At 39.5% G+C, this 25,986-nt stretch carries 25 protein-coding genes; 11 read left to right on the forward strand and 14 right to left on the reverse strand.

Features of this window, described 5'->3' with window-relative positions; genetic code table 11:
* Positions 1-2: 2 nt before the first annotated feature.
* On the reverse strand, positions 3-1,568 hold the full coding sequence (gene hutH / locus GYM62_RS04380) for a histidine ammonia-lyase (RefSeq protein ID WP_219958475.1): 1,566 nt from the start codon (positions 1,566-1,568) through the stop codon (positions 3-5).
* Positions 1,569-1,660: 92 nt separating this feature from the next.
* Here hutH and GYM62_RS04385 point away from each other — a divergent pair, with 92 nt between their 5' ends.
* The 3 genes from GYM62_RS04385 to GYM62_RS04395 all read left to right on the forward strand — a co-directional run bounded on the left by GYM62_RS04385 (position 1,661) and on the right by GYM62_RS04395 (position 4,810).
* Positions 1,661-2,527 (forward strand): LysR family transcriptional regulator, encoded by an 867-nt coding sequence (locus GYM62_RS04385; protein WP_219958476.1) that lies wholly within the window; start codon positions 1,661-1,663, stop codon positions 2,525-2,527.
* A gap of 142 nt (positions 2,528-2,669) precedes the next feature.
* Positions 2,670-3,470 (forward strand): helix-turn-helix domain-containing protein, encoded by an 801-nt coding sequence (locus tag GYM62_RS04390; RefSeq protein WP_219958477.1) that lies wholly within the window; start codon positions 2,670-2,672, stop codon positions 3,468-3,470.
* A gap of 38 nt (positions 3,471-3,508) precedes the next feature.
* Entirely contained in the window at positions 3,509-4,810 is a 1,302-nt protein-coding gene (locus tag GYM62_RS04395; protein ID WP_219958478.1) for an MFS transporter, read from the forward strand.
* Here the strand turns inward: GYM62_RS04395 and menD are convergent.
* From menD to GYM62_RS04410, 3 genes are read right to left on the reverse strand one after another with little or no spacing between them, the layout of a single operon-like run.
* Positions 4,791-6,479: a 2-succinyl-5-enolpyruvyl-6-hydroxy-3-cyclohexene-1-carboxylic-acid synthase gene (gene menD, locus GYM62_RS04400; protein WP_219958479.1), complete on the reverse strand. Its 1,689-nt coding sequence runs from the start codon at positions 6,477-6,479 to the stop codon at positions 4,791-4,793. The genes GYM62_RS04395 and menD overlap by 20 nt on opposite strands.
* Positions 6,476-7,687, reverse strand: coding sequence for a chorismate-binding protein (locus GYM62_RS04405; protein WP_219958480.1), 1,212 nt, complete (start codon positions 7,685-7,687; stop codon positions 6,476-6,478). Before GYM62_RS04405 ends, menD begins: the two co-directional genes overlap by 4 nt.
* Complete coding sequence (locus GYM62_RS04410) at positions 7,684-8,106, reverse strand: hotdog fold thioesterase (RefSeq protein ID WP_091655358.1); 423 nt, start codon at positions 8,104-8,106, stop codon at positions 7,684-7,686. The genes GYM62_RS04405 and GYM62_RS04410 overlap by 4 nt, the downstream gene beginning before the upstream one ends.
* A gap of 52 nt (positions 8,107-8,158) precedes the next feature.
* On the opposite strand from GYM62_RS04410, the gene GYM62_RS04415 reads away from it, so the two are divergent.
* Positions 8,159-8,785 (forward strand): histidine phosphatase family protein, encoded by a 627-nt coding sequence (locus GYM62_RS04415; RefSeq protein ID WP_219958481.1) that lies wholly within the window; start codon positions 8,159-8,161, stop codon positions 8,783-8,785.
* Here the strand turns inward: GYM62_RS04415 and GYM62_RS04420 are convergent.
* The 3 genes from GYM62_RS04420 to GYM62_RS04430 form a co-directional block, all read right to left on the reverse strand.
* On the reverse strand, positions 8,766-9,146 hold the full coding sequence (locus tag GYM62_RS04420; protein WP_219958482.1) for a hypothetical protein: 381 nt from the start codon (positions 9,144-9,146) through the stop codon (positions 8,766-8,768). The genes GYM62_RS04415 and GYM62_RS04420 overlap by 20 nt on opposite strands.
* 285 nt (positions 9,147-9,431) lie before the next feature.
* Positions 9,432-10,202 carry a zinc ribbon domain-containing protein gene (locus GYM62_RS04425; RefSeq protein WP_219958483.1) on the reverse strand — a complete coding sequence of 257 codons (771 nt, stop codon included), beginning with the start codon at positions 10,200-10,202 and terminating at the stop codon, positions 9,432-9,434.
* A gap of 3 nt (positions 10,203-10,205) precedes the next feature.
* The gene (locus GYM62_RS04430) at positions 10,206-11,306 is read right to left on the reverse strand and encodes a Nif3-like dinuclear metal center hexameric protein (RefSeq protein ID WP_219958484.1); all 1,101 of its coding nucleotides are present in this window, start codon (positions 11,304-11,306) and stop codon (positions 10,206-10,208) included.
* Positions 11,307-11,347: 41 nt separating this feature from the next.
* Between GYM62_RS04430 and lpxK the strand changes: the two genes are divergently transcribed.
* From lpxK to GYM62_RS04460, 6 genes are all read left to right on the forward strand, one after another.
* Positions 11,348-12,403, forward strand: a complete 1,056-nt coding sequence (lpxK, locus tag GYM62_RS04435) for a tetraacyldisaccharide 4'-kinase (RefSeq protein WP_219958485.1) — start codon at positions 11,348-11,350, stop codon at positions 12,401-12,403.
* A complete protein-coding gene (locus GYM62_RS04440) occupies positions 12,400-14,352 on the forward strand; it encodes a putative porin (protein WP_255590546.1) in 1,953 nt (650 codons plus the stop codon). Before lpxK ends, GYM62_RS04440 begins: the two co-directional genes overlap by 4 nt.
* A gap of 1 nt (position 14,353) precedes the next feature.
* Entirely contained in the window at positions 14,354-14,965 is a 612-nt protein-coding gene (locus GYM62_RS04445; protein ID WP_219958486.1) for a tRNA-(ms[2]io[6]A)-hydroxylase, read from the forward strand.
* 126 nt (positions 14,966-15,091) lie between these two features.
* Entirely contained in the window at positions 15,092-16,336 is a 1,245-nt protein-coding gene (locus tag GYM62_RS04450) for an ABC transporter permease (protein ID WP_144603471.1), read from the forward strand.
* Between the two features lie 134 nt (positions 16,337-16,470).
* Positions 16,471-18,162 carry a GMC oxidoreductase gene (locus tag GYM62_RS04455; RefSeq protein ID WP_144603474.1) on the forward strand — a complete coding sequence of 564 codons (1,692 nt, stop codon included), beginning with the start codon at positions 16,471-16,473 and terminating at the stop codon, positions 18,160-18,162.
* Between the two features lie 137 nt (positions 18,163-18,299).
* Positions 18,300-19,595 (forward strand): prolyl oligopeptidase family serine peptidase, encoded by a 1,296-nt coding sequence (locus GYM62_RS04460; RefSeq protein WP_144603476.1) that lies wholly within the window; start codon positions 18,300-18,302, stop codon positions 19,593-19,595.
* Between the two features lie 25 nt (positions 19,596-19,620).
* On the opposite strand, the gene GYM62_RS04465 is transcribed toward GYM62_RS04460, so the two are convergent.
* The 3 genes from GYM62_RS04465 to GYM62_RS04475 form a co-directional block, all read right to left on the reverse strand.
* Complete coding sequence (locus tag GYM62_RS04465) at positions 19,621-19,974, reverse strand: DUF805 domain-containing protein (RefSeq protein WP_091655349.1); 354 nt, start codon at positions 19,972-19,974, stop codon at positions 19,621-19,623.
* Between the two features lie 63 nt (positions 19,975-20,037).
* Positions 20,038-20,241, reverse strand: a complete 204-nt coding sequence (locus tag GYM62_RS04470; protein ID WP_091655348.1) for a helix-turn-helix transcriptional regulator — start codon at positions 20,239-20,241, stop codon at positions 20,038-20,040.
* A gap of 3 nt (positions 20,242-20,244) precedes the next feature.
* Complete coding sequence (locus GYM62_RS04475) at positions 20,245-20,778, reverse strand: DUF2975 domain-containing protein (RefSeq protein ID WP_219958487.1); 534 nt, start codon at positions 20,776-20,778, stop codon at positions 20,245-20,247.
* A gap of 169 nt (positions 20,779-20,947) precedes the next feature.
* Between GYM62_RS04475 and GYM62_RS04480 the strand changes: the two genes are divergently transcribed.
* Positions 20,948-22,006 (forward strand): PA0069 family radical SAM protein, encoded by a 1,059-nt coding sequence (locus tag GYM62_RS04480; RefSeq protein ID WP_219958488.1) that lies wholly within the window; start codon positions 20,948-20,950, stop codon positions 22,004-22,006.
* Between the two features lie 22 nt (positions 22,007-22,028).
* Here GYM62_RS04480 and GYM62_RS04485 read toward each other — a convergent pair whose 3' ends face one another.
* From GYM62_RS04485 to GYM62_RS04500, 4 genes are all read right to left on the reverse strand, one after another.
* The gene (locus GYM62_RS04485; protein WP_219958489.1) at positions 22,029-22,904 is read right to left on the reverse strand and encodes a RimK family alpha-L-glutamate ligase; all 876 of its coding nucleotides are present in this window, start codon (positions 22,902-22,904) and stop codon (positions 22,029-22,031) included.
* Positions 22,905-22,990: 86 nt separating this feature from the next.
* Positions 22,991-23,428 (reverse strand): SRPBCC domain-containing protein, encoded by a 438-nt coding sequence (locus GYM62_RS04490; protein ID WP_144603486.1) that lies wholly within the window; start codon positions 23,426-23,428, stop codon positions 22,991-22,993.
* Between the two features lie 28 nt (positions 23,429-23,456).
* Complete coding sequence (locus GYM62_RS04495) at positions 23,457-23,777, reverse strand: hypothetical protein (RefSeq protein ID WP_144603488.1); 321 nt, start codon at positions 23,775-23,777, stop codon at positions 23,457-23,459.
* A gap of 89 nt (positions 23,778-23,866) precedes the next feature.
* A complete protein-coding gene (locus tag GYM62_RS04500) occupies positions 23,867-25,879 on the reverse strand; it encodes an alpha amylase C-terminal domain-containing protein (protein WP_144603490.1) in 2,013 nt (670 codons plus the stop codon).
* Positions 25,880-25,986 lie beyond the last annotated feature (107 nt).

Raw genomic sequence — 25,986 nt, forward strand, 5'->3', positions numbered from 1 at the left:
TTCTAGAAAGTGAATAGATAACTCCATTGGGTGTCGAACTCCAAGCCTTCCTGGCTTGCGGTCGAATAAGCCAATTTAAGCAATTCCCCGCTTTGAATCAGTTGAATTGCCTCTTCCATATCTTCGTAAAGAATTCGGTCTTGTACAACTGGTTCAATTTTGCTTCTGACATGATTGTAAATGGCAGTCATTATTTTGCCAGATTGAAGGGGCGCATGATAATCCATCGCCTGAGCAGCATAAAGAAGCTCAATTCCGATAATTTTTTCAACGTTATCAATGACTCTAAGGGCTTTTCTTCCTCCTATACTTCCCATGCTTACATGGTCTTCCTGTCCCAAAGAAGTGGGAATAGAATCTGCTGATGCAGGAAAACACAAGCCCTTATTTTCGGAGGCCAAAGCTGCTGTGGTGTATTGAGGTATCATCAATCCGGAATTTAGACCTGTTTCTTTCAACAATAGCTTAGGTACCCCCGGGGTATCTCCTTCAATGGATAGATAAATTCTTCTGTCAGCTATGTTTCCTAGTTCAGAAGCTGCTAAACAGGCATAATCCAAGGCCAATGCTATGGGTTGGCCATGAAAATTTCCGCCTGAAATCGTATGGTTCTCATCAAAAACAATGGGATTGTCTGTAACTGAATTAATTTCTATTTCCAAAGTTTCTTTGACATGAAGCCATGCATTCCAACTCGCTCCATGCACTTGGGGCATGCATCTCAAGGAATAGGGGTCTTGTACTCTCGCACAATCTTTATGTGAACTGACGATTTCAGAGTCTCGAAGCAGGTTTAAAATGGTGGCTGCCACATGTTGATTTCCTGCAAAAGGTCTTAAACTGTGGAGTTCTGGTGAAAAAGGTTTGATTGACCCCATCAGTCCTTCTACCATCATTGCACCTGTGATGCTAGCATGAGTCAATAAATTATGGAGCCTTTCAATAATTTTTACTCCATGGGCAGCCATAAACTGTGTTCCATTAATTAAAGCCAGACCTTCTTTGGGTCCTAGTGTTAAAGAGCTTTTTCCAAATAGCTTGAGTGCCTCCTCTGAAGTAATTATTTCTCCTCTATATGATACTTTTCCTAATCCTAAAAGTGGAAGGAATAAATGTGACAGTGGTGCTAAATCTCCTGAAGCTCCTACTGAACCCTGAATAGGAACCAAAGGGATGATTTCCTGTTCGAGCATCCAGTGAATCCTTTCAATGGTTTCCCATCTAATTCCTGAGAATCCCTGCGCCAATGCATGAATTTTCAACACCATCATAAGCTTGGAAATTTCTAAATCTACAGGCTTTCCAAGACCAACAGCATGGCTTTTCAATAGATTTTCCTGTAGGGTTGTGGTGTCTTGAGCAGAAATTTTACTGGTGCATAGTGGGCCGAATCCTGTGTTGATTCCATAAACAACTTTTTCACCTTGAGCGATTTTTGATACTGCTGAAGCTGATTCTTCTATTTTATGCTTAACCTCAGGCAAAAATTGACCTTTGATCTCTTTCCTAGCAAGTCCTAATGCTATGGAGGCTGTTAAATGATCTTTTCCGTAATTGAAGCTTCTCATAGTGCTGGGTTTAATTCTTTACCAAAGGTACTTGGTTTTATTGATGCTTTTTGATACTATTATTATCAACAAACGATAACCTAGAGGCATCAATGGAATTAAGACATTTGCACTATTTTCAGGCAGTTGCGGAGGAGCTGAATTATAGAAAAGCAGCTTCCAGACTATTTATATCTCAACCTGGCTTGAGTAGACAGATCAAGCAATTAGAAGAGTTATTGGAAGTTCAATTATTTGAGCGAGATCAGCAGCATGTGGCTTTGACAGCCGCCGGTGAATATTTTAAAAGTGAAGTGGATTTTATTCTCAACCATTTACAAACCACCCAGACTCAAATGAAAGCTATTTCATCTGGGAAAATAGGGGAGTTGAGGATCGGTTTCTTAGGTTCTGCATCCAATCAGGTTTTACCGGAATTATTGCAAAAGCTAAATAACAAAGAGCCTGGAATCACCACGAGTTTGGAAGAGTTGAGCAATTGGGTTCAAGTGGAAATGATAGAGCGTGATCGATTGGATCTGGGTTTTGTCAGAATTGAATCTGTGCCTGATGGCCTAGAAAAAAAAGTTATTCTCAGGGATTCTTTTTCACTTGTGGTGCCTGAGAATCACACTGTTCATGATTCTGATTTTTCCACATTAGCTCAGTTTTCTGATGAGCCTTTTATCCTTTTTTCAAGCGATTATAGTCGTTATTACTATGATCAAATTATGGGGATCTGTAGAGATGCTGGCTTTTTCCCCAAAATCAAACATAAGTCCGTCCATGCTTTGACCATATTTAAACTGGTTGAAAATGGACTAGGGATTGCGATTGTTCCCACTTCCCTGAAAGCAGGGTATGAGTTGAAAGTTAGATTTATGGAAATTCCGAATATTCCACAATTCACGGAGCTATCAGTGATTTGGAAGCCAAAAAATCGAAATCCTGCTTTGGGTAGAATTTTGCCTTTGCTTTGAGTTGAAAAATTCCCAAATCAGCTATTTTAGACCAGAAATAATAAATGTCGGGTAAATGTCGGCTGAAATCCGAGTTTATTTCGTCCTGTATTAACACTCAACTGTAGAAATTGCCATGGTTCAATCAAAAACACAATTCACAATGAAACAACCAGAATTAGGCAAAAAAATCTCCGAGTTGAGAAAAGCAAAAGGATTAACTCAGGAAGAGTTGGTCGAAAAATGTAATCTGAATGTGCGAACCATCCAGAGAATAGAAGCGGGTGAAGTCACTCCAAGATCTTACACGATCAAAGCTTTATTTGAAGCACTTGATTTCGAAATAAGTGCTGATTCGGAGTCCTTTAATGAGAGCAAAACTCCATGGATTCTTTACGCAGGTTTTGCGGCTGGAATTTTATACTTCTTCGCATCTATTTTTGAAATAAGCATGGAAGGAGAATATGTCACGGGTAATTATTCCTTCAAAATGATTGGCTTTGTCCTCGCAAAATCCATCAGTTTTATAGGCTATGCACTATTTATTTATGGCTGGATTAGGCTCCTCAATTTCTATAAAAATGATTTCCTGAATTTTGCTTTATGGACCATGTTGGCTGTTTCAGGACTTTGGTTTATTGCGGATTTACTGGCTCTATTTACATCACTTTTTGAAATTGCTGATTACTATATCGTGAAAGTAAGTTCCTTTGGTTTTTGCTACGCTTTTATGGGAATTGGCTATTTGGCTTATAAAAACCAATATTCAAACATTCCTGTCGTAATAGGAGCACTGACTTTGGTGGCAGGTATCCTGATTTTCTCAGGCATAGGCGCATTCTTAGGGCTGATTCCTTTGACCTTAGCTGAAATAGGGCAATTAGGATTAATGATTTATTGGATTCAAAAGATCGGGGGAAGCAAGTCTCCCGATCCAATTTCCTTTGCTGAGAGCAAACAATAGCCGAGTTTTTTCCTTTATTTAATAGTAACTTAATTTTTATGGCTCAGGAAATCTCAGAAAAGGTATATAGTTTCATTACAGATGAAGGAGAAGAAAGGGCCTGCGAAACGATCTCTGAAAAAGCCTGTAAGGAGGTTCCTGGAAATTTTTTAAAGAATGTTGCGAGTGGCGGCTTTTCCAAATTAGCCAACCAATTGGTTTCTCCTGGAACTACACTTCCTTGGATATTTTCCTCCTTATCTGTTCCGCCTGCTTTGGTAGGTGCATTGGTTCCCATCAAAGATGCAGGTTCTCTTTTGCCCCAACTTTTTGTTTCTGCCAAAATCCGAGCTTTTTCCAGGAGAAAATGGTTTTGGGCTATACCTGCTTTTTGTCAAGGACTCTGTCTTTTGGCGATGGCTTGGGTAGTCCAATCGACTGAAGGATTAGCAGCGGGAGTGTGGATTTTATCCTTATTGACCCTTTTCAGTTTCGCCAGTGGAATCGCCAGTATCAGTTTCAAAGATGTCCTAGCGAAAACCATTGATAAAGGAAAACGAGGACAATTATTGGCTTACAGAGCCAGTATGGGCGGTATTTTTACAGCAGCATGCGGTTTGTTTCTTTATTTCCAAAACGGAGAAAATCAGTCTATCGATTATCTTTTTTGGCTGGTATTGGCGGGGGCCTGTTGCTGGTTTATTTCAGCTGGATTCTTTGCCGGGATTTATGAAGAAAAAGGTGCCACTGAAGGAGGTAGAACTCCTATCAAAGAATTGAAAAAAGGCTGGAGCATCTTATCTAAGGATAAAAACTTACTGAATTTTATCATTGCACGCGGCTTATTAATGGCGGTGCCTTTAGCTCAGCCATTTTTTGTAGTCATTGCCCAGAAAGAATTGGGACCTGAAGTAAAAAACTTAGGGTTCATGGTATTAGCTGCTGGAATTGGGGCAATTATTTCTTCTCCATTTTGGGGAAGGTTTGCAGACAAATCAAGCAGAAAAATGATGATGCTGGTAGCATTTTTGGCTATTCTGAATATTTTGGCAATGGTGAGTTTCCAATATTGGCCGGATGAATATCAATCAATTTATACCTTTGCCGTTCTGTTTTTGCTACATGTGATGATTTACGGTGGAGCTAGACTTAGTCGAAAAACCTATTTGGTTGATTTTGCACCTAAAGATGAGCGCCCTCTTTACGTTTCTTTGTCTAATACCTTGATTGGAATTGCCACTTTAATCGCAGCAGGATTGGGCTCATTATCGGCTTTTCTAGGCCCTGACGGGATGTTGTTGGTTTTTGCAGGTTTATTGCTTCTTGCAATAATGATGGCTTTTAAGCTGAAGGAAGTATAGTCTTCACTTTCTCTTTGATACTTTTTAGGATTTCGGCATTTAGAGGACTTTGACTTTCAATTTCCAAGATTTTTGGATGGACCCCAGAATCATAAAAGTCTTTGAGAGCAGAATCCAGCTCTACTTCATTTTTGGCTGAGAAATAAGTGAAACCAAACTCATTGGCAAGGCATTTTGCATTCAACTTTTGCTTGGTTTCAAAGTACTCCTGTAATTCTGGCTGTTTGGCGGGGCCCTCAATTAATCTGAAAATTCCCCCCGCATGATTATTAAGCAGGATAATTCTCAAATTAGCCATGGAGTAATTATGCCAAAAAGCATTTCTATCATAGAAAAATGCCAAGTCTCCTGTAATCAAAGTGACAGGAAGCTTGGTGGTAAAAGTGCATCCAACAGCCGTACTGGAAGATCCATCTATGCCACTTGTGCCCCGGTTACAAATAATTTCCTGTTTTCTTCTTCCTAGAAAATTCAAATATCTAACAGCCATAGAATTAGCTACATGGATTTTGGATAGGTCAGGAATGTTCTTTAATACCTGATGTAGGGCTTTGTACTCTCCAAACTGACTTTGTTCCAAAATATCGTTCAGGTTATTCAGTATGCTTTTTTCCAGTTCCCACCAGCTATTGTAATAAGTTTCATCTTGAATAGGGAGGTTTGAATTGAGCCAATTCAAAAAGAACATAGGAGAACAGGCCAATATTTTACTTAGACTTTGATAGGTGTCTTTTGCTTCCGCATTTTCCTGAATATGCCAGTGCTCGGCCTTTGAATTTCTCAGGAATAGTTTCAAAGATTTAGAAATGATTGATTTTCCAAAGCTTAAAATCAAGTCAGGTTCCAAACCTTTAGTCACTTCCTGATTTCCCATCCAGTGGTCATGAAAATTGATGCTTTCCTCAGACTGTAGGTTGGAAATAGTGTCTGTGATAACAACCACCCTCTTATTTTTAGAAAGTGATTTCAATAGCTCCACTATTTTTTCATCCGGTTTTTGTTGGCCGGGAACAATCAAAATTTTTCGTATGGACTGGAGCTTGGAGTTTATCTTTTTAAGGCTCTCTTCTCCCAAATGCAAAGTGCCTTTACTAATCTCTGTTTGATAAGGATGCTCCGGAAAATCAAAGGATTCATTTTCTGAAGGGTAGAAAGGCTCTCTAAGGGGGATGTTGATATGAACAGGGCCTTTTGGGAAATGATTGGCAGTATTAATTGCCTCATTCACCATCCTTGCTGCATACCAGGATTGTTCTTTATCCCCGAATGTGTCAGGAAATTGGAAGCTCTTTTTAATATGTTTCCCATAGACTTCCTGCTGAAAAATGGTCTGTCCGTCCCACTGGTCTATCCATTCAGGTGGGCGATCAGCTGTTAATACGAGGAGAGGGATTTGTTGAAAAAAAGCCTCAGCAATTGCTGGGTAATAATTTAGGGCGGCAGAGCCAGAGGTGCATACCAAAGCCACAGGTTGATTCAGCTGTTGGGCCATTCCTAGTGCTATAAAAGCTGCAGATCTTTCATCAGAGATTGTTCTTGTATGAATCTCAGGATGTCTTGCAAAAGCCAGTGTAAGCGGAGCGCATCGCGAGCCCGGAGATAAAATGACGTTTTTAACTCCTTTTTTGGCACAAATGGCCACCAATTCTAAAATTGACTGAATAATCAAGCGATTGATTTTTGAATGAACTTACCTATGATCTCGCACTTCATCTCTGTTTCTTCCCACTCTTTTTCCGGGTCGGAGTCTTCCGTTACTCCTGCCCCTGCATAAAGGGTCACTTTGCCATCTTGAAAAGAAGCCGTACGCAAATTGACATAAACCGAGGTAGTATTATCTATATTGACTGGTCCCAAAAAGCCTGCAAAAAAAGATCTGTCAAAGCCTTCATTGGCTTTTAGAAATTCATGTGCTTCCTTTCTTGGCATTCCACAAACTGCTGAGGTAGGGTGTAATAAATCCAGCATCACAGACCCTAACTGAGGGAAGTTTGTTGCCTTCATATTAACCTTAAAATCTGAGCGTAAATGCAATAGATTGCCAGCCATGACAGTTTTGGGTCCATGCTCCTCATATTCTCTCAGACGGATTTTTTTAAAGCAATCCACAATATATCTACTGACCAATGCTTGCTCTTCGATTTCCTTTTGAGTCCATGCTACAGATTTCAAAGGATTATCTCCTTTGGCTGCCTGGGTTCCTGCAAGCGACATGGTATGAAAATGATCTCCCTGAGTTTCTATCAATACTTCAGGACTAGCTCCCATCCAAGTGCCCACTTGTGGAATATGGAAAAAGTTGACGAAGGAATTGGGGTAGGAGTCCAGCATACTTTTGATCGCTTTTGCCAGGTCAAATTCTTCGGGAAGGTCTAAGTGCTTGGTTCGTGCAGGAACTACTTTCTCCAAATTGCCTTTCTCGATTTCAGAAATACTTTGTTCTACTAAGGCTAGGAAATGCTCCTTGGAGTCTCCATCATGAATTTTTTGAGAGAGGTCCTCAGAGTTTTGCTCAGGACCTACCGTTTTTAGCAAACTTTTATACTCAATGTTTTTCGGAGCTTGAATCCACTGAGGTAAATCTGCCTCCTTAAGATCACTGGCTAAGTCAATGCTCAAGTAATTGGAGGCATTGATAAAATAGGCTTGCTTATTTTCCTGATCTTCAAAAGGGTGAATGATAAATCCTGCTGGTAATTCTTCCAGGTTCATTCCTACTTTTCTTACTCCGTCCAACTCATCCAAGACGAATTCAAGTTTTGATGATTTAGGTTTTCTCCATAAGGCAAATGATCCTCCAGATTGAAAACCTGTATGAAGGAAGGCTGCCAAAGCTTCGGCAACAGAAAGTGAAGTAGCGGTAACAGTTTCGATCATTTCTTATCCAAAATAGCCATGGTAATGCGGCTTATGCAGCAAAGTGCTCCCGCTTCATTATGGATTTTTATCTCCCAAACCTGGGTTGTTCTGCCAAGATGAATCGGGGTCGCTCTACCGATTACTTTTCCTTCTTTGACCGATTTAAGGTGGTTAGCATTTATTTCTAAGCCAACACAACTTTGTTTTTTCAAATCAATTGTCAAGGAAGCAGCTACAGAACCCAGCGTTTCAGCGAGGACTACATTTGCTCCTCCATGTAACAAGCCCATAGGTTGTTTGGTTCGATGATCTACAGGCATAGAAGCTTCCAAAAAATCATCCCCAATCGCGGTAAATTCAATACCAATGTGATCAACCATCGTGTGAATTCTCGGGTTATTGAGTTGGTCCAGACTAGGCTTTGAAATAAACACCATGTATTTTGAAGGGATTTGTTTTTCTTTGGGCTTGGGACAAAAATAGAGAATCTTGAATCGAAAAAAAATTTACTTAGTTCGCCACGGTCAGACTGATTTTAACCTTAGGGGAGTAGTGCAGGGAAGTGGGATTGACGCTCCCATTAATGACACTGGAAGAGCTCAGGCAAAGGCATTTTTTGAGGCCTATCAAAATATAGCCTTTGATCAGGTTTACCATACTGCCCTCATTCGAACCAGACAGTCTATTGAGTCATTTATCTCGAAGGGGATTCCGACTACCGCTCTTCCCGAACTAAATGAGATTTCTTGGGGAGATTATGAAGGCACACCTATGACGCCGGAAGAAGGGGAATACTACAAGCATATGCTCCATCAGTGGCAAATGGGTAACTTAGACTATGCGATAGCCGGAGGGGAAAGCCCAAACGTGGTGGCTGAAAGAATGCGAAAAGGAATTCAGAAAATATTGGAAGGCCCCGGAGAAACTATTCTAGTCTGCATGCATGGCAGAGCAATGAGGATTTTTCTAAGCCTGATTTTTAATTACGATCTCCGCTATATGGATCAGTTCGAACATAGCAATTTATGCCTATACCTTTTAGAGCAATTGAGTGATGGAACTTTTGTATTAAGGAAAGGGAATGACAGAGAGCATCTTAAGGCCGCGGGTTACTAGGCTTGTCTGCTTTGGCTATTTTCTTCTTGTCCGGATTATTCTGATAAGCACTGAGTAAAAGCTGAAGATTTCTTTTACTCTCGGTCATATCAAAGAGTCTAAAGGCGATTTCTTGAAGTTTAATATCTTGATCGCCTGTTGTTACCAAAAAGTCTCCAAGAAAGCATTCGTCAAAATCACAGGATGGGATTTCTATCAGCAAAGCCAGTTCTGAATTTCCAGAATAGGTTTTAGTGTTGAAAGAAGAAAATTGTGATTCAATGGCCTTTAAAGAGGTTTGATGAGCTTTTAATTCTTTGGATTTGAATAGTACCAAAAATGTTTTGGTCTCAGCGTCTTTGGCAAGAGCTGAAAGAGACATAAACAAGATTAAAATGAGTGGTACTAACTTTCGCATAGCTTCTAATATACGGATTTAATCGACTTGAGAGCAAGAATGTTTCAAAATCGTCGATTTTCTCGATCCATGATTTGGTTCATTTTTCAAGCCTTTCCAAGATTCAGTTTTTGATTAGGCTTTCAAGTAGGTACGGGATAAATGGGAAATCAGATTGAATTGACTCTCACTGTAAAAAAAATATACGGATAATCACAAAAAAAGCCCCGAAGAATATCAGGGCTTTCCGTTGGTTTATTTCAAAACTTCTTAAGATCTAGAAGTTCTCTTTTTCTTGGTTGGAGTTTCTTCTACAACTTCATCTTCTACACCTGCTAAAATTCTTCCGCAGTGTTCGCAGACTATTAGTTTTTTCTTTTCACGAATATCAGCCTGTCTTTGAGGTGGTACGGTGTTAAAGCAACCGCCGCAAGCTCCTCTTTTAACCATCACTACAGCCAATCCATTCTTGGCATTTGTTCTGATCTTCTCGTAAGATTTTAGAAGTCTGTCTTCGATTTTCTTAACTGCCTTGTCTCTGTCAGCTTTCAATTTTGCTTCTTCGTTTTCACTTTCAGCAACAATCGTAGAAAGCTCGTCTTTCTTTAGATCCAAGTCTTTCTGTCTGTCTTTCATAACAGCAGTCAACTCATCTAAATCGTGCTTTTTCTGATCGATTTTAGCGCCAGCTTCAGCAATTTTTTTCTTAGCAACTTGGATTTCAAGATCCTGAAGTTCTAATTCTTTGGTGATGGCATCGTACTCACGGTTGTTTCGTACGTTCATCTGCTGCTCCTGATACTTTTTGATCAGTTTTTCAGATTCCTTGATGCTTTCTTTCAAAGACTTGATCTCATCTTCGTAAGATTGGATCTCGTTATTGAATTTGTCAAGTCTAGTTTCGTAGCCGGCGATTTCATCTTCCAAATCTTGCACCTCTTCTGGAAGTGCACCGCGAACTTTGATGATTGCGTCTAGTTTAGAATCTATTAATTGAAGGTTGTGAATTGCCTCGAGTTTTTGTGCTACTGTACTTTCCATGTACTATCGGTAGGATGTGGGATTGGTAACTACTTTTGTCAAATAGAGTGCAATATTAGGAAAATTTTGTGACAATAGTTCTCCCAATAATTCTTTTGTGAAAATTTCACTTTCATAATGGCCGATATCACAAAGAATTAAGGATCCATCAGCATCAAAAAACTCATGATACTTGACGTCAGCGGTGATAAAAACGTCCGCACCCTTTCTTTTGGCATCTCCCAATAAAAATATTCCAGCACCACCACAAACAGCTACTTTCTTAATTTTTTCCTTAACTAATGCGGTATGCTTTACTATTTTCAGTTTCATTTTCTCTTTGAGATAATCTAAAAATTCTTCCGCAGTCATTGGATTTTCCAACTCTCCAAACATTCCTGCGCCGACTTCCTGATTCTCATTTTCCAAGGCACTCAGGTAATAAGCCACCTCCTCGTAGGGATGGGCTTTTTTCATGGCAGAAATTATCTTATTGCTTAAAAAAGCTGGAAGAATGACCTCAGCACGGATTTCGGCCTCGTATTGTGGAGCTCCTCTTTGGCCTAAAAAAGGATTTGCATCTTCCGATGGAGTAAAGGTGCCCATGCCCTTAACTTGAAATGAACAATCTTTATACTCTCCAATTTGCCCTGCTCCGGCTTCATAGACAGCATCCAAAACCTTGTTTTTATGTTCCTCCGGTACAAAAAATACCAACTTGTTGAGCAACTGTTTTTTAGGCTGTAAGATCTTTGTGTTCAAAAGGCCAAGTTTGTCGCTGATTCTTTTATTAACACCGTGAGCGACATGGTCTAGGTTAGTGTGGATAGCATAAATGGCAATATCATGTTTGATAGCTTTGATGATAGTTCTTTCGACATAATTTTTGCCGGTCAGGCTTTTCAATCCCTTAAAAACTATGGGGTGATGTGCCACCACCATATTGGCTCCTGCTGATATGGCTTCTTGAATGACTTCCTCAGCGCAGTCCAAAGAACAGATGATTCCGGTCAAGTCCCAGTTTCTGTTTCCTGTTATCAGTGTAGCATTATCATATGACTCCTGATAGGCTGGGGGAGCCAGCTTTTCTAAAAATGAAATTACTTCCCCAATCTTGTATCCCATAAATTTTTGGTTTATTTGATCAAAAATACGAATTCTTAGGAATGAGGCGCCTTGCTTTTCTTCTTTATCCTTTTTCAGTCCTATTTGATTTGATCACTCGAGTCAGAAACTGGCTCTATAATACTGGAGTATTCAAAACCACACCATCTCCAATTCCCGCAATTCTGGTGGGCAATTTAAGGGTTGGCGGAACAGGGAAAACCCCCATGGTGGAATACCTTATAAGAACGTTTAAAAAAGATTACCGCTTAGCTACCCTGTCCAGAGGGTATGGAAGAAAAACTGAGGGTTTTATTAAAGCTACTTCCGTCAGTAGCCCTGAGGGAATCGGGGATGAGCCCTATCAGATTTATCAAAAATTTGGAGACGAAATCCGTGTTTTTGTAGGAGAAGATCGGGTGAATGCAGCTGCAAGAATAGCAGAGGAAGAAGAAGGGTTGGACCTGCTTATCCTGGACGATGCCTTTCAGCATCGATCATTTCAAGCAGATTTTTCGATTTTATTGACTACTTGGGAAGAGCCTTTTTTTCAGGACTTTTTACTTCCAATGGGAAGGCTTAGAGAAAGTAGAAATGGAGCAAAAAGGGCCGATTTGATTATTGTTACCAAAAGCCCTTTGTCTAAGTCCAATAAGGAAGCCTCAGAATTTCAGGAAAATATTAGGCAATATGCTGGCTCAAAGCCTGTCTTGTTCACAAAAGTAGGCTATGGGGAACCACAAGCACTTGCAGAAAATTCTCAGTTCAGAAAACGAGTAATTTTATTTAGTGGAATAGCTAACAATCAGCAGTTTATAGATTATTGCAAAAGTCAATATGAAGTGTTGGAGGCTGTAAAGTTTTCGGATCATCATCATTATGATCAGGCTGATTTAGAAAAGATAGGCTTGCTTGTCGCCAAACATGCAAATGAAAATCCCGTTATTCTCACAACAGAAAAAGATGGGGTAAAAGTAAAATCTTTGCTTCCCAAAGGATTTCTAAGAGAAATTCCGATTTTTGTGCTGCCCATTCAGGTACTTTTGGAAGAAGAGGATGAGCAAAAATTGATTAAAATGGTACAACAAAAAGTCTTTGGAACGGACAAAGCTCGGTGAATAAAATTCTATTAGGAATATGCTTTTTTTGGGTGCTTCTCGTGGCTGGCTCTGCTCAGGCACAGCGTCCTATTCCAACCAATGGGAGGCAGGTTCAAAATCCCAATCAGCGGGTCAACCAGAGAACTGTGCAAGAGGGAGAAAATCAAGATGAAGAAAATGGCCGAAGAACCTTGTTGGATGATAGTACCAAGATGGTTTTTGGTCCCACCACAGCCTTATTTTATTTCGAAAAAGATATTAAGCGAAATAGTCTGACTTTATACCCTCAGGATACTTCCTTGACCAATTTTCACAATTATGATCCGGTGGCTAAAAGTGGCTGGAAGTATCAGGATTTGGGTAATATTGGTAGTGCGGCTACCCCGGTTTTTTATCAGATTCCAGAGTTAATCGGTACTACTTCGGGTTTTCATGCCTATGACATCTATTACACCGATCCTTCCAACAATCGCTATTTTGATACCAAATCTCCATTTACTGAGATGTCAGCTTTTTTCGGGGGTGGAAACCGAAATATGTTGGATATCAAATTTGCCAGAAATGTCAATCCAAGGTGGAATATAGGTTTTGATTTTCACACCATGCGGGTAAGAAAAACCCTCAATCCTACAGCTAGAGATGATAACATGGTGGATCAAACCACTTATTCTATCCATACGAATTATAGATCTGAAGACGGGAAATATTGGTTCTTGGGGAATTTCTCGAGGATGCGTCATGTGGTCAATGAGATCGGAGGGATTATACCTCCTGAAGTGGATTCTACATCAGTTTATTTCACCTATGAGGATGCGAAAGTTTGGCTAAGAACCTCCCAAGCCAGAGATTTGAGGCAGGACTATCACTTCTATCATGAATATAAGGTGAAAGACGGGCTACAGATCTATCATATTTTCGACAGAAGGAAGCAAGATTTGGTTTTTGATGCTCCTTTGACTAACAGTGATTCCCTGTATTATCCCAGTACCAGACTGAACCGGCAGGATACCACAAGAAATTTCAATGATTTTGCCGAGTGGAGAAATGAGTTCGGCTTCAAAGGGACCTTTGGAGGCTTTTATTACAATGCATTTACCCGATTGAGGAATGGTAGGATGAGAAGTCCATTTTTTAATTCTCCTAACACCTTTAATGAATTATACATAGGAGGGGAATTGATTGGGAAAATTTCTGAGAAATGGAGTGTGAGTGCTGATGGTGAATACCTTATCCCGGGAGCATTCAGGCTGCATGGGGTATTTAAATCCCCCTACTTGGATTTGGAATATACCAAAGCACTCTATAAGCCCACCTCGCTGCAGCAGGTTTATGCGGGGAATCACTATGCCTGGAATAATGATTTTTCCAACACTGGTGTAGATCAAGTGAAGGGAACCTTGAAAGTTGATTTAGAAAAAGTCAAAATCAGGCCATCATTAACCATTAGTAGGGTCAATAATTACGTCTTTTTCAACGAGCAAAGAGTGCCCGAGCAGGCAGGAGGTGAAGCTTTTATTTTGATGCCCGGTATTCAATCCTCCATACAAATAGGGAAGAAATTTAAATGGGATACAGAGGTTATTATTACGTCTGTAACTGGAGAGGCATCTGATGCTTTTAGAATCCCTGAAGTATTCGGAAATACTCGTTTTTATTTTGACAGTCCTGCATTTGATGAAAATATTTTCATCCAATTTGGTGTGGATGTGAGATACAAGTCCAGCTACTTTGCAAATGCTTATTTTACTGCTCATCAGCAATTTCACCTTCAAAATAGCTTCGAGGTATTTGCATACCCAGTGGCAGATGTTTTCCTGAATTTCAGAATCAACAGGACAAGAGTTCTATTAAAATACAATCATTTGAATGCCGGTTTGATGAATCGGGAAGGATATTTTGTCACACCTGACTACACCGGCTACAAATCATTTATTGACCTGGGAATTACCTGGTATTTATTTGACTGATATGAGCTGGGAAGAAAGTACAAGACAGAAAATGTTACATCTCAAACTACCCACTGATCCAAGGTGGGTTGGGATTGCAGAAATGCAGATCGAGGATATTTTGGTGGATCATGCTTATTGTGAACAAAAGGCGGCATCTTCCTGTATCAGTTTGATTTTGAGATATCCTGACTTGGACGAGTTGGTGGAAACTCTGACTCCCATAGTTGCAGAAGAATGGGGGCATTTTGAGCGGGTGATGGAGCAGCTACGAAAGAGAAATATGAAGTTTGGTTTTCCTAGAAAGGATGAATATGTCATCAAACTCAATGGTTTTGTCAAAAAAGGTGGAAGTAGGAAACAACAGTTGACGGAGCATTTATTATTGAATGCTTTGATCGAGGCAAGGAGTTGTGAGCGTTTTAAACTTTTATCCAAACATATTCAGGATGAGGAGCTGAAAAAGTTTTATTACGAGTTGATGATTTCTGAGGCTGGGCATTACGTTACTTTCATAGAAATGGCCAGAAAATTTCATGATCCTGAATATGTCAATCAACGATGGCAAGAATGGCTGGATTATGAAGCAAGTATCCTAAAAGAAATGGAGTTGAGAGGGGATAGGATGCATTGAATTAAAGTGTAACTGAAAGTTGAAATTCAATAATTTGAGTCTCAAATTTTTTTTAAAAGCGAATTGCTTATTATTAAGAATCATAAATGAGTTTTTTCTAAAAATCTGTTCTAATTCGAACAATACATGAATTTGATCGAAAATATAAGGGAAGCCCTAAAGTCTGTTCAAGTTAATATTCTAAGGACTATCCTGACCGGTGCAATTATAGCAATTGGTATTTCCTCTCTTGTAGGGATGTTGACTGCCATCGATGGAATAAAGTCTCAAATTGCAGAAAGCTTTTCTGGTTTGGGAGCTAATACTTTTGATGTAAGAAACAAAGGTTTCAGTGGGGGACGAGCTATTCAAGATGGAAAAGAGGAGAAGACCTATCCTAAATTGTCTTTCCGAGAAGTGCAGGATTTCAAGCAGGAATATAGTTCTATCGGAATATCTACGGTGGAAACTACAGTCAGTCGAGCCGCTGAGATAAAAAGAGGTTCCGAAACCACCAATCCAAATTCGAGAATTAGAGGCGTGGATGAAAATTACCTGAGCATAAAAGCAATCAAACTCGAAGAAGGTAGAAATTTTTCCAATCTTGAAATACGATACGGAAATAACGTATGCATCATAGGAAAAGAAATTCAGGAAACTCTTTTTGAATCCAATGAAGATCCTATCAATCAAAAAATCAGCTTTTTCGGAAAGCCTTACACCATTGTAGGAGTATTGGAAAAGCAAGGTGGAGTAGGGCAGGATCAAGGAGCAGACAGACAGGTTTTAATTCCTATAGAGAATGCTGCAAGACTTGACCAAAGAGGTGTTTTCAATTACAATGTTACAGCTGTTGCTTCCGGCCCTGAGCGTATCGATTACGAAATGGGTCAGGCAATTGGGATGATGAGAAAAATCCGTCAGGATAGAGTAACTGCTGAGAACTCCTTTGATCTTACAAAAAGTCAATCGGTAGCGGAAAGTTTGGAGGAAGTTGCCGGGTATCTGAGAATAGGAGGTTTTGGTATTGGGTTCATTACTCTTTTGGGAGCCTCCATCGGACTGATGAATATCATGCTGGTTTCTGTTACAGAGAGGACCCGTGAGATAGGTATTAGAAAAGCTTTAGGAGCTACTCCACTGAGGATCCGTCAGCAATTTTTGATAGAAGCAATTATGATTTGCGTGCTAGGTGGAATTTTCGGGGTAATTCTCGGAATAGCAATCGGAAATGTCATTGCTAATGCGATTGGACCTGGAGGTTTCTTGGTTCCTTGGCTGTGGATGTTTATCGCTTTTATTATTTGTATCATCGTTGGCTTATTGTCTGGTTACTTCCCAGCTTTCAAAGCAAGTAAACTTGACCCTATCGAATCCTTGAGATACGAATAGTCGAATTTGTTCTTTCAAGTCCCATTTCCTAAGCCTTAGGAGATGGGACTTTTTTATTTTTTGAATCTCCAATCATAAGTATAGTTTTTTAAAAAATTTATAAAAGATGAAATAGAAATCATTATTTTTCGATTATGAAAAGTAATGAATTTGATGCTATAGTAGTTGGTTCTGGGATATCCGGAGGATGGGCAGCTAAAGAACTTTGCGAAAAGGGATTGAAAACCTTGGTCTTGGAAAGAGGAAGGGATGTTCAGCACCTAAAGGACTATCCGACCATGACAGCATCAGTGTGGGACATGCCTCACAGAAATCAGATTCCCAGGGAGGATAAGATGAAAAATCCTGTGGTGAACCGTTGCTATGCTTACAAAGAGGATACGGAGCACTTTTTTGTCAAAGATTCAGATCATCCTTATGTCCAGGAAAAGCCCTTCGATTGGATTCGAGGCTATCAAGTGGGTGGTAAATCTTTGATTTGGGCTAGACAGACTCAACGTTGGAGTGCATATGACTTTGAAGGGCCAGGCAGGGATGGTTTTGCAGTTGATTGGCCCATTCGTTACGAAGATGTGGCACCTTGGTACAGCTATGTGGAGCGATTTGTCGGTATTTCCGGAAGTTATGAAGGATTAGATACCTTACCGGATGGAGAGTTTTTGCCAGCTTGGGAGATGAATTGTGTGGAAAAAGAGATTCAACAGCGGGTTAATCAATCCTATCAAGATAGAAAATTCATCAAAGGTAGGTGCGCGCATCTGACACAACCCAAAGACCAACACCTAGCTCAAGGGAGGGGGCAATGTATGGCAAGAAATCAGTGCTACAGAGGCTGTCCTTTTGGAGGATATTTTAGCAGTAATTCTTCTACTTTACCTTGGGCAGCAAAAACCGGTAATTTGACTTTAAGACCTGACTCAGTGGTTCATTCTGTGATTTGGGATGAGGAAAAAGGAAAAGCGGTTGGAGTCAAAGTGATTGACAGGATAACAAAGGAGGAGAAAGATTATTTTGCCAAAATCATTTTTTTGAATGCATCGGCTTTGAATACCAATTTGATTTTATTGAATAGCACTTCCAGAAGGTTTCCAGAAGGATTGGGCAATGAAAATGGGGTTTTGGGGAAATACATTGCGTTTCATAACTATAGAGGAACCATCTCAGCTAAGTATGAAGGCTTTGAAGATCAATACTATTTTGGTAGAAGACCAACCGCGGTCATGATGCCTAATTTTAGAAATGTGAAAAAGCAGGAAATGGATTTCCTTAGAGGATATATGACTTTTTACTCTGCCGGCCGTTCTGGTTTTGGTCATGCAGATGTGGGAGGATTTGGCACCGAATTTAAAAAAGCCAATACTCAACCTGGTCCTTGGAATGTTTTTATGATGATGCAGGGAGAAACTATTCCAAAGGAAAGTAATCAAGTGAGCTTGAGTAAGGATCAAAAAGACGAATGGGGTATACCATTGCTACAGGTTAGTGTGGATTATGATGAAAATGATGAGAAAATTCTACAGGATTTTCATCAGCAGGGAGAGGAAATGCTGGAAAAGGCAGGCTGTGTGAATATTAGAAAATCTGATAGCAAGCAAGCTCCTGGTTTGGATATACATGAGATGGGAGGAGTGCGAATGGGACGAGACCCCCAAACTTCTTTGCTCAATGGATTTAATCAAATGCACCATGCGCCTAACGTCTTCGTAACTGATGGAGCCTGTATGACCTCCACAGGCACTCAAAATCCTTCCATAACCTATATGGCACTCACAGCCCGAGCAGTAGATTATGCTGTAAAAGAACTGAAGAAAGGAAATTTATCTTAATTCCTTTTCCTTATCTGTAAGCTATCAGCCAAGAATTGATATTGCATTCAAATTTTCCACTGATATAATTTTAAAGGGAAGTTTTTCAGGAATTGGTTAAATAGTTGGGAGTATTACACCCAAAACCTATATAAACCATGAAAAATAGCCTTTTAATTATTTGTTTACTTTTCAGCAATTGGATTTATGGCAATCCTAATTCTGAAATAAAGTCCTCTGAGGGCAGCTACAAGCTAGTAGTTGAAGGGTTCGATTGGGGACCTGCCGTCAATCAGGTGATTATCACTTTAGAGAATGAAGTGTCTGATGCAAATCCTGCAGAATTTAAAGTTTTTGCAAAAAGAGAAAGCTCTCAGGGTGATATTCCGGAATCCCAAAAATCAGGAGAAAGAGATGTGGTTTTTGCCTTTGTTTCCGATGAAAATGGGAATCGGGTAGCATCTGGGAAACATATCACTTTGGTATTGGAGGTGAGCCCAACTCAACCTATAGGCTCTCCAATCCAATATATGAGAGTTGGAAACCGAGGTGGTAACTTTTGGATTGATTATTCACTGACAATTATTAATTCGAAGACCAATCAAGTTTGGAATCAGGCAGCTGGAAAAATCATGCCTTTAGTAGATGAATACGATTTGAAGGGGAAATTTCAGTACGGTAATTTGACCATGTCCTATGCCTCATTTAGCCCTGAAACAAAAGGGAAAAAAGCTCCTTTGATAATTTGGCTGCATGGCGGAGGTGAAGGAGGGATGGATCCTACCATAGCTCTTTTGGGAAACCGAGCGGCCAATTATGCCTCCCCTGAAATTCAAACTTTGTTTGGTGATGCCGGTGCTTATGTTTTGGTGCCTCAAAGTCCAACATTCTGGATGCAGGCTGCCGAGGGTATGACCCGTGGTCAAACGAATGATATTTATAATGAGGCATTGTTTGCCTTAATTCAAGATTACGTAAAGTCCAATCCTGGAATTGACCCCAAAAGGATTTACGTTGGAGGTTGCTCAAATGGAGGATACATGTCTCTAAAGTTGATCCTTGAGCACCCTGACTATTTTGCTGCGGGTTATATCAGCGCTCTTGCTTATGACGCTCAGTACGTGACTGAACAGGATATTCAAAAAATCAAGCAGGTTCCCATGTGGTTTGTTCATTCCAAAGATGATGGAGTAACCAAACCAGAATCTACCGTGGTTCCACTTTATGATAGATTAAAGAAGGCTGGAGCTAAAAATGTACATTTTACATTTTATGATCATGTAACTGATATTACCGGATTCTATGGGGGAGATAATTATCATTACAATGGACATTGGTCTTGGATTTATGTTCATGCCAATCAAGCTAGGACAGGTTTGGATGGATCTCCTGTTTTAGTGGGAGGAAGGCCTGTTACCATCATGGAATGGATGGCTGCCCAGGCCAAAAAATAAGAAAAGGAGCCTCGAGCTCCTTTTTTTATACAATATCTGTTTTTCTGGGATCAGGTCCATATTTGTTTGGACCATCTTGACCTTCTTTATATGCTAGCCATACAAATCCAATAAAATTAATGGGTGGCGGAATTAATAGGTAAAGGGCATATTTCCAATCCATCCCAATATCGTGTAAACGTCTTATCGCCTGTATCAGCAATAAAACTATCGAGGCAATCAAGATAATGCTGAAAGAGAAAAAGGCAGGCCAAGCTTCGATTTGGTAGGCTTCCCAAGCTTTCATTAAGCATAAAATATTGACGAAATAAAAAAACATGAAGAGTGTTAAATACTTTCTTCGTGTAATTCGTCCAGTAGGTTTTAAAATAGATTTCATACCTAATTAACACATTAAATAGCTAATTGTTTTGTTTCAACAGATCCTTTCGCGCTAGGAAGCCTATTCAATGTATTCTAGTATATCGCCAGGTTGACAATCCAAGGCTTTACAAATTGCTTCCAAGGTACTGAATCTGATTGCTTTTGCTTTCCCTGTTTTAAGAATGGAAAGATTGGATAAGGTTAATTCAACTTTTTCTGAAAGCTCATTCAAAGAAATTTTTCTTTTAGCCATCATGACATCCAAATTGACTTGTATAGGCATAGCTCAGATGGTTAGTTCGTTGTCTTCTTGAATTTCAATTCCTCTTTTAAAAATCTGAGAAACCACTAGGAGTAACATGCCCATGAAAATAAATTCCAGCCTTCCTTCCAAATGCTCCCAAGCTTCTGATACCTCGTAATTTTTGCCATTCAAAAATTTAGCATAGGCAAAAACTACATAAGTTAAAATACCTATTAGAAATGTGATGCCTGTCATTTTGGTCAGGTGATGATAAACTTCATTTGTAAAAGGCTCAACGAGTTTTAGCTTCTGAAATAGCTGAACTACCTGATAGAGAAGGTTGGTTTTGATAATGAAAATCGTAATCAATCCGATCACTAATAAATGATAGGAAATGGGACTTTGAACCATCAGACTTTTAAGTGATAATCCCAGATAAAGATCATTTGCTCCTTCTGGATTGACAAAAATGCTTACTCCATAAGAAATGATTAGGGTTCCAGTTTTTATTGCTAAGCCAATAAAGATGATCCAAAAGATCACCTGTAGGATGGAAAGTGATTGTGATGCCCTCATGGTATGTTTTTTATTTTTTCGAAATATACAATAAAAATTTATTGAAAAACAATAAATAATTATTGATAAAAAATTTATTCAATTCTAGTTCTGTCAATTATTGCCAATAAATTTTAAATCTCCTTTTGCTTGCTTAAACTGTAACTAGGCCTTTGACAAAAATATTGACATGGAAAAAGATCATTGGAAAGGTAGGGGAGCCCAGCTACAAACGGGTAACCGATTTTCCTCACAGCATTTAGTGACTGAGCATTCGGAAGGTTTGGATGAGGAGTTGATTTTGTCTCCAAAAACCAAAATTCGATTAGAGCATCCAAAAACTATCATCAATCCAGTCAAAAGCCCAGATATAGGTTTGAGCTTTTCATTGAATCCTTATCAAGGATGTGAACATGGATGTAGCTATTGCTATGCAAGAAATTCCCATGAATATTATGGCTTTTCGGCAGGTTTAGATTTTGAAACCCAATTGATGGCAAAACCAGATGCTCCAAGATTGTTGGAAAAGCAGATCCTGAGTTCAAACTGGAAGGTAGCTCCAATTTCACTTTCAGGAAATACGGATTGTTATCAGCCTATTGAGAAGAAAATGGGAATTACCAGGCAATTGTTAGAAGTATTTGCCCGCTATCGGCATCCGGTAGGGATTATCACCAAAAATTCACTGATAGAAAGGGATATTGATATTTTGCAAGACTTAGCGAAGGAGGATTTGGTGCAAGTCTATATATCGATTACCTCTTTGAATGAAGAATTAAGGAGGAAAATGGAGCCCAGAACTGCCAGTGCTTCTAAGCGGCTTCAAATAATTGAAAAGTTGAGCAATGTTGGTGTTCCGGTCGCAGTAATGAATGCCCCCATTATTCCGGGATTGAATGACCAAGAAATTCCAGAAATTTTGAAAGCAAGCGCTGAAAAAGGAGCTAGGTCTGCAGGGATGACCGTGGTTCGTTTGAATGGAAAATTGGAGGAGATTTTTAGTGATTGGTTAAAGAGAAATTATCCGGATAGATTTCAAAAAGTCATGGGTCAAATCGCCGAGCTTCATGGGGGATCCGTTAAAGATGTAGAATTTGGAAGAAGAATGAAAGGAGAAGGAATACTCGCTGAAATGATTCACCAACTTTTTTACACCTCTAAAAAGAAATATTTCTCCAATCGCACCATGCCAAAATTCAATCTTCAGGCCTTCAGGAAAGGGGGGAACTATTCGCTGAATTTTGGATAATTATTAATGGCCTTACCTTTTCTTAGTTGGAAAGATTTGAATAATAATCATGGATCAAGGCTGCAAATTTCTTTGGCGAATTCGGATCAAATCGGAAATAAAGGCAAGGCTCAATCAATTCCAATTCCATCAAGGCAAAGCTTCCCTGACGGGTTCGAACCAGATCAACTCTGGCATAGAAAGGAGTTGATGATAAAGCCTTCATTGCTTTACCTGCTGCTTTCACAAGTTCTGGTTCTGGGTTTGGAATAGCTATTACCCCGCCTCCATGTTCTTCCTGAACTCTAAAGTCTCCGATTCCTACGGTCTTTAGAATGGTGTGGCTAAGCTCCCCATTCAAGTAAATCAAAGAGAACTCACCCTCTTTGACAATGCCACTCATGAAAGGCTGTATCATACCTTCTTTTTCCTGAAAGACTTCCAGAGGCTTCTCCCAGTCTAGCGGATGGGAAATATTGATCCAAAAAGTATCGTCTGCATTTGCACCTACAAGAGGTTTGATTACTAACTGATTACTTTTAAATTTTTCAAAAGATTCGGTGATGAGGCTTTCATCCAAGTTTGAAAACTTCTGAGTGGGAACCAGTTCAACTCCTTTTTCTGCCAATTCAAAAAGGTATCCTTTGTGAATGTTCTGTTTTACGATATCTAAAGGATTTAAAAGAATTGCCGTGGAATCCTCTATTTTTTGAAGGACTTCCATGAACTCTTCCAAATGCTGTTGATAATCCCAAGGGCTTCTGATGATGACCAAATCCCATTTATTCCAATCGGTTTTCTCATTCCAAGGAATATTTTTTACTTCCCAGCCTAATTCATGCAGGAACGGATGAACCAAATCATCGTCAATAAACCAGCCTTCGGTATTGGAAATGGAAAGAAAAGCGCAACGGGGCATATTGTTGAATTTATTCTATCCAAATATCAGTAAGAATTGGAAATTATGCCTTTGAAACCCTTAAAATCTTTGATTGGATCCAATCATTATTTGGTGGCGTAACTTTTTAATCTGTCTTTGATAAAATAATGCCAACCTCCCTCGCAGCTTTCTCTTTGGAATTCAGGGATATTCTGAGGGAAGGTTTCTAAGCCCTCTGTAATGACTGTAAGTTTTGTTCCGCCGTTTTTTTCCTCCAATTGAAAAGTAACAAACCCCTCACCTGAATATTCTTTATAAGTCCAACTCAATTTGATTTTTTCAAAAGGGATTACCTCAAAAACTTTCCAAATATGGGTAAAAGTCCTCTGCTCCGAACTTACGGAGAATGAGGTTTCAAACCCTTCTTCAGCTTTGAAATCTGGAAGATTTTCAAAATACCATTGATGCATATGCTGGATTTCTACCAAATATTTCCATAGGGTCTTTACGTCCTGATGAAAAGTTTCAGATACAATAATTGGCTTAAAATGATTTGATTTCATATTGTAAATGGAGTTTAAAAATAAGGTTTTACGAATTTTTATTGAAATTGAAATCAGAAAACCAATTCGGGAAAATATAACAGATCAATGCTTCTAGGCATGCTGCACAGATTAGTAAGAAGCCGAAAATAACAGGCATTCCAATCAAAGCTCCCATTGCAAGTAATGTTCCTAAAGAAAGTCCAGGAGTTTCCCAAACCTCACCTGATGCAAGCCCTAAGGTAACTAAAGAGTCAACCACTAACCCTCCAATGGAGTAAATAATCCCACAAAAGAAGCCGAGTATTACTCCAATTTTTGCATGAAACCGGATCCATGATTTAAGGTCAATCGTTTTTGGAACCTTCATAACTTGAGTGTTGATCAAGTATAAGTTACCAAAATCCAGACAGATTACCTGAGAATTAAAAATTGTAGTGTAGCAGTTTTAATTTCGGTTTAGAGCTTTTTAATAATTAGTACAGTCCTGTTGGGAACATATAAATGCACCATTTGGTCCTTGTCTGTCTCATACTTCACTGACTTATCCACTCTTTCGAAGCCTCCATATTTCTTTTCATCTGAATGGAGAGCTATTTGATATTTTCCTTTTTCGGGCATTGGGACAGGGTATCCAAAATAGGATTCTGTAGGATGAAAAGAGAAAACAAATATTAATTGTCCTCTATGGTAGGCAATGATTTTCTTGTCAGGATCCAGATAGAGTTGCTCTGCACTGCCAGAGGACAATAAGTCATGGTTTTTTGCCAATTGAATCATGGATTTATCCCAAGCATCCAACTGAGAGTATCGAAGATGCTCAGTGTCTACTAATGACCATTGTCTTCGGGCATATTGATAGCTCCAATTATTGCCTTCTCTTGGAAAATCTACCCATTCAGGATGCCCGAATTCATTACCAATGAAGTTGAGATAACCTTCTCCTCCCAATGAAAGCGTGATCATTCGGATCATTTTATGGAGAGCAATACCTCGGTCAATAACCAGATTTTGATTTAAAACCGACATGGAAAAGTACATTTCCTTATCCATAAGCCAAAAGGCAATAGATTTATCACCTACCAGAGCCTGATCATGGCTTTCTGCATAAGCGATGGATTTTTCCTTCTTGGGTCTGTTAGTTAGTTCATGCCAAAGCTCAAACATATCCCATTGCTCATCTTGCTTGTGCTTCAGCGTTTTGATCCAAAAATCAGGAATTCCCATCGCTAACCTGAAGTCAAAACCTATTCCTCCATCTGCCACCTGCCTGCATAATCCGGGCATTCCGCTAACCTCCTCAGCAATCGCTATAGCATGAGGGTTGAGTTGATGGATTACTTCATTTGCCAATTGGAAATACAGCAAGGCATCCTCATCTACCCCCAAGTCAAAATATTTGTCTGCAGAGTCAAATGAGGTATGACCATGGTGATGATAAAGCATGGATGTAGCACCGTCGAATCGGAAACCGTCGAAGTGAAATTCCTCCATCCAGTATCGAATGTTGGAAAGCAAAAACTGCTGAACCTCCCATTTTCCATAATCAAATAGCTTGGAATCCCAGCCTTCGTGATAGCCTCTCATTCCGGGATGAAAGTATTGATGATCCGTGCCGTCAAATTCATTTAATCCTTCATTCACATTCTTAACTGCATGTGAATGTACAATATCCATAATCACTGCTATACCCATATTGTGGGCTGTATTGATCAGGGATTTTAATTCTTCAGGTGTGCCGAATCTGGAGGATGGCGCAAAAAAGTTGGATACATGATAACCAAAAGAGCCGTAGTAGGGGTGTTCCATGACAGCCATCATTTGAATGGCATTGTAACCACCCGCTTTAATTCGGGGCAAAATATTTTCTTCAAATTCCTTGTAAGTGCCTACTCCTAATTTTTCCTGGGCCATTCCCACATGACATTCATAGATGAGGGGCATCTGGTGAATCGCTTGAAGTTGAAATGCTGAATCAGTCCATTCGAAGGATTTCTCAGGAAACCATAATTGACCGGCAAAGTCATGGCTTCTTTCATCCTGCACCACTCTTCTTATAAAGGCAGGAATTCTATCTAGGGCCACGTCATTTGCTCCAATGACATGTGTTTTGATTTTACTCTCGTGAACAAATTTGTCTTTATATTCTTGATAGGGTAGGAAAATTTCCCAATCTCCTCTGTGATTTCTACGCATAGGATGATTATACCTATCCCAGTTGTTAAAATCCCCCATTAAGAAAAGTTGCTTGGCGGCAGGAGCCCATTCCCTGTAAATCCATCCCTTTCGGATGGGTTCAAAATGTATTCCGTAATACTGATGTAAATTGGCAAATTCCAAAATGCTTCCAAACTCATTTTCAATATGGAATTTTGCACTGTTAAACCGGTCTATTCTCTTTTGAACTTGCGTTTCAAAAGTTTCCAACCAAGGTTCATCCTGAATAAGCTGTGGTGTATTGTTTGAATTCACGAAAAATTAGATTAACCTGAGCTGAATTTAGGAAAAAATAGGAGGAATGAAACTTTCCCACAGCTCAAATAAAAAAGAGGCTCTGTTAAAGGCGGTTTTGTCACATT

Source organism: Algoriphagus sp. NBT04N3, assembly GCF_019443765.1.
In the GTDB taxonomy this organism is placed as follows: domain Bacteria; phylum Bacteroidota; class Bacteroidia; order Cytophagales; family Cyclobacteriaceae; genus Algoriphagus; species Algoriphagus ornithinivorans.

Excerpts from the sequence above, each read along its gene's own strand:
- hutH (WP_219958475.1), bottom strand. The coding sequence starts at position 1,568 with ATGAGAAGCTTCAATTACGGAAAAGATCATTTAACAGCCTCCATAGCA.
- GYM62_RS04385 (WP_219958476.1), top strand. The coding sequence starts at position 1,661 with ATGGAATTAAGACATTTGCACTATTTTCAGGCAGTTGCGGAGGAGCTG.
- GYM62_RS04390 (WP_219958477.1), top strand. The coding sequence starts at position 2,670 with ATGAAACAACCAGAATTAGGCAAAAAAATCTCCGAGTTGAGAAAAGCA.
- GYM62_RS04395 (WP_219958478.1), top strand. The coding sequence starts at position 3,509 with ATGGCTCAGGAAATCTCAGAAAAGGTATATAGTTTCATTACAGATGAA.
- GYM62_RS04405 (WP_219958480.1), bottom strand. The coding sequence starts at position 7,687 with ATGATCGAAACTGTTACCGCTACTTCACTTTCTGTTGCCGAAGCTTTG.
- GYM62_RS04410 (WP_091655358.1), bottom strand. The coding sequence starts at position 8,106 with ATGGTGTTTATTTCAAAGCCTAGTCTGGACCAACTCAATAACCCGAGA.
- GYM62_RS04420 (WP_219958482.1), bottom strand. The coding sequence starts at position 9,146 with ATGTCTCTTTCAGCTCTTGCCAAAGACGCTGAGACCAAAACATTTTTG.
- GYM62_RS04425 (WP_219958483.1), bottom strand. The coding sequence starts at position 10,202 with ATGGAAAGTACAGTAGCACAAAAACTCGAGGCAATTCACAACCTTCAA.
- GYM62_RS04430 (WP_219958484.1), bottom strand. The coding sequence starts at position 11,306 with ATGGGATACAAGATTGGGGAAGTAATTTCATTTTTAGAAAAGCTGGCT.
- lpxK (WP_219958485.1), top strand. The coding sequence starts at position 11,348 with ATGAGGCGCCTTGCTTTTCTTCTTTATCCTTTTTCAGTCCTATTTGAT.
- GYM62_RS04445 (WP_219958486.1), top strand. The coding sequence starts at position 14,354 with ATGAGCTGGGAAGAAAGTACAAGACAGAAAATGTTACATCTCAAACTA.
- GYM62_RS04450 (WP_144603471.1), top strand. The coding sequence starts at position 15,092 with ATGAATTTGATCGAAAATATAAGGGAAGCCCTAAAGTCTGTTCAAGTT.
- GYM62_RS04455 (WP_144603474.1), top strand. The coding sequence starts at position 16,471 with ATGAAAAGTAATGAATTTGATGCTATAGTAGTTGGTTCTGGGATATCC.
- GYM62_RS04460 (WP_144603476.1), top strand. The coding sequence starts at position 18,300 with ATGAAAAATAGCCTTTTAATTATTTGTTTACTTTTCAGCAATTGGATT.
- GYM62_RS04465 (WP_091655349.1), bottom strand. The coding sequence starts at position 19,974 with ATGAAATCTATTTTAAAACCTACTGGACGAATTACACGAAGAAAGTAT.
- GYM62_RS04470 (WP_091655348.1), bottom strand. The coding sequence starts at position 20,241 with ATGCCTATACAAGTCAATTTGGATGTCATGATGGCTAAAAGAAAAATT.
- GYM62_RS04475 (WP_219958487.1), bottom strand. The coding sequence starts at position 20,778 with ATGAGGGCATCACAATCACTTTCCATCCTACAGGTGATCTTTTGGATC.
- GYM62_RS04480 (WP_219958488.1), top strand. The coding sequence starts at position 20,948 with ATGGAAAAAGATCATTGGAAAGGTAGGGGAGCCCAGCTACAAACGGGT.
- GYM62_RS04485 (WP_219958489.1), bottom strand. The coding sequence starts at position 22,904 with ATGCCCCGTTGCGCTTTTCTTTCCATTTCCAATACCGAAGGCTGGTTT.
- GYM62_RS04490 (WP_144603486.1), bottom strand. The coding sequence starts at position 23,428 with ATGAAATCAAATCATTTTAAGCCAATTATTGTATCTGAAACTTTTCAT.
- GYM62_RS04495 (WP_144603488.1), bottom strand. The coding sequence starts at position 23,777 with ATGAAGGTTCCAAAAACGATTGACCTTAAATCATGGATCCGGTTTCAT.